The 2,453-nt window shown below is 49.2% G+C and carries 3 protein-coding genes; all 3 read left to right on the top strand.

Features of this window, described 5'->3' with window-relative positions:
• The first annotated feature begins 70 nt into the window (after positions 1-70).
• Positions 71-349, top strand: a complete 279-nt coding sequence (tnpA, locus tag BVH02_RS21100) for an IS66 family insertion sequence element accessory protein TnpA (RefSeq protein WP_086503454.1) — start codon at positions 71-73, stop codon at positions 347-349.
• 1 nt (position 350) lies between these two features.
• On the top strand, positions 351-695 hold the full coding sequence (gene tnpB / locus BVH02_RS21105; protein ID WP_086543832.1) for an IS66 family insertion sequence element accessory protein TnpB: 345 nt from the start codon (positions 351-353) through the stop codon (positions 693-695).
• A gap of 192 nt (positions 696-887) precedes the next feature.
• Complete coding sequence (tnpC, locus tag BVH02_RS21110) at positions 888-2,429, top strand: IS66 family transposase (RefSeq protein ID WP_086503456.1); 1,542 nt, start codon at positions 888-890, stop codon at positions 2,427-2,429.
• Positions 2,430-2,453 lie beyond the last annotated feature (24 nt).

Consider the following 2,453-nt stretch of genomic DNA (forward strand, 5'->3'; position numbering starts at 1 on the left):
GTATCCACCCGAGCAAGTACATATTTCATGAGCTGATTTGACCCATTAGGTTTGCATCAAAAACAAGCCAATGAGACGAGCAAACCAAGAACAGATGGAAGCAGTTGTTGCTTCATTCCAATCCAGCGGACTCACCCAGCGTGAATTCTGCATCCAACACAGCCTCAAGCTACCTACATTTTCCTACTGGTACCGTAAAGTGTGTGCAAAGACAGAGTCTGTTACTTCTGGCTTTACCGAAGTAACTTCCCCTGTACATTCCGCTGGCTTGGAAGTCATTTTCCCCAATGGGACAATCATTCGGGGTATCCATGACCTTTCGGTGATCCAACAGTTGATCAAGTGGTAAGGTGTTCACGTTAGGATCCTCCCAGCGGTTCTTTCTATATGGCGGTGCCGTGGACATGCGCAAAGGGTTTGACGGCTTAAGCGGTCTGGTACGCAATTCCCTGGAGCGGAATCCGCTGTCCGGGGAAGTGTATATCTTCCTGAACCGCAGCCGTACCCTGGTCAAACTGCTCCACTGGGAAGCTGGCGGACTGGTGATCTACTACAAGAGACTGGAAAAAGGCACCTTCCATCCTCCTGTGGGAATGGAAGCAGGAGGCACACTTCCCTGGTCATCTCTTGTGCTGATGGTCGAAGGTATCCGGGTGCTGGATTCCCGCCAACTCCCCAGATACACACTGGCCTAAGTTTTTTTTAGGTTTCGAAGCCTTTATTTTATCGACTCTCATTCAGTTTTTTGGGGGTGAAAATGGCCTTGGAGGTAACTGGGAAGCTTTTTGTGCTGTCAGTCAAAAATCAACCCCGAGAGCCTGTTTATCCACAGGGTGTGTGGGAAACTAATGCTTTGAAGGATGATTTCAGGGCATTATTTTAGATTCATGAACAATCCTCTGGACCAGCTGAGCAAAGCCGAACTCATCGCCCTGTTGGGCGTATGGGAAAAGGAGCTGGAATCCAACACTAAAGTCATTGAGTCCAAAGACCAGCGCATCGAAAAGCTGGAAGGGATTCTTGCCAAGTTCCAGAAGATGCTCTTTGGACAGAAGCGGGAACGCTTCGAGTCACCCGACCAGCTGTTCCTGCCTTTTGAGACGACGGCAGAACAACAACAAGAAGCTCAGCAGGAACTGGACGAAAAAGTAACATGCGTCCGCAAGAAATCCCGTTCTCCACATCCGGGCAGGACTAAACTGCCTGAACATCTCCCTGTAGAAGAAATAGAGCTGTATCCTGAAGGCAACCTGGAGGAGATGACCTGTATCGGCAAAGAGGTCACTGAAGAGCTAGACTATATTCCCGGCAGCTACATCATCCGTCGGTATATCCGTTATAAATACGTGTCCAAGGTACAGGAAGGCAAGTCTCCAATAGCCATCGCACCACTCCCTTCCCGTCTGATTGACAAAAGCAGTGTGGGAAATGGCTTGCTTGCCTCGATCCTGACAGACAAATACGTGGATCATCTGCCGCTCTACCGCCAGCTTCAGCGCTTCAAACGCGAAAATATCCCCATAGCCGCTTCCACACTGGATGGCTGGGCAAGACAGGGAATGGAACGGCTGGAAATCCTCTATGACTGGCTGGTGAAAGACACCTGCGGCAAAGGATATCTCCAAGCCGACGAAACCACCATAAAAGTACTGGACAGCACCAAAAAGAAAGACACACATCTGGGCTACTACTGGGTCTACCACAACCCGGTGGACGGCACCGTCTTGTTTGATTACCAAAAGGGTCGTGACCAAGCGGCTCCCAAAAAGATATTGAAAGGTTTCAAAGGCTACCTGCAGAGCGATGGGTACGCTACGTATGAATACTATGGAAATCAGCCAGGTGTTACCCACCTGGGATGCTGGGCACATGCGCGCAGAAAATTTTTTGAGGCGCTGGAGAATGATAAGGTAAGAGCGACGCTGGCACTGGCCTTTATAGGAAAGCTCTATGAAGTTGAGGCACACTGCCGGGACAAACAGCTCAGCGCGAAAGACAAAAAGTCCTACCGGCTCGACCATGTCTGCCCACTGTTGGAAGCCTTTTCCAGCTGGCTGCAGGAAAACTATGGCCAAGTGCTTCCCAAAAGTATCATCGGCAAGGCCATGTCCTATACCATGACGCGGTGGGAACAGCTCTCCAACTATCTGATGGACGGCATGCTGGAAATCGACAACAATAAGATCGAGAATGTAATCAGACCGGTAGCCCTGGGACGCAAAAACTACCTGTTCGCCGGATCACACGAAGCCGCACAGCGTGCAGCAATGAGCTACTCTTTCTTTGCTATGTGTAAAAAAGAAGAAGTAAACCCGCAGCAGTGGCTCAAGTATGTCTTCGATCAGATAATGGATACCAACATCCAGAAAATACAGCAACTCCTGCCCAAAAATTATAAACTATCCCTAATAAAAAATCAACCTAAATAAAGATGCAGTTGCTCGGGTGGATAC

Source organism: Algoriphagus ratkowskyi (genome assembly GCF_002150505.1).
Taxonomy (GTDB): Bacteria; Bacteroidota; Bacteroidia; order Cytophagales; family Cyclobacteriaceae; genus Algoriphagus; species Algoriphagus ratkowskyi.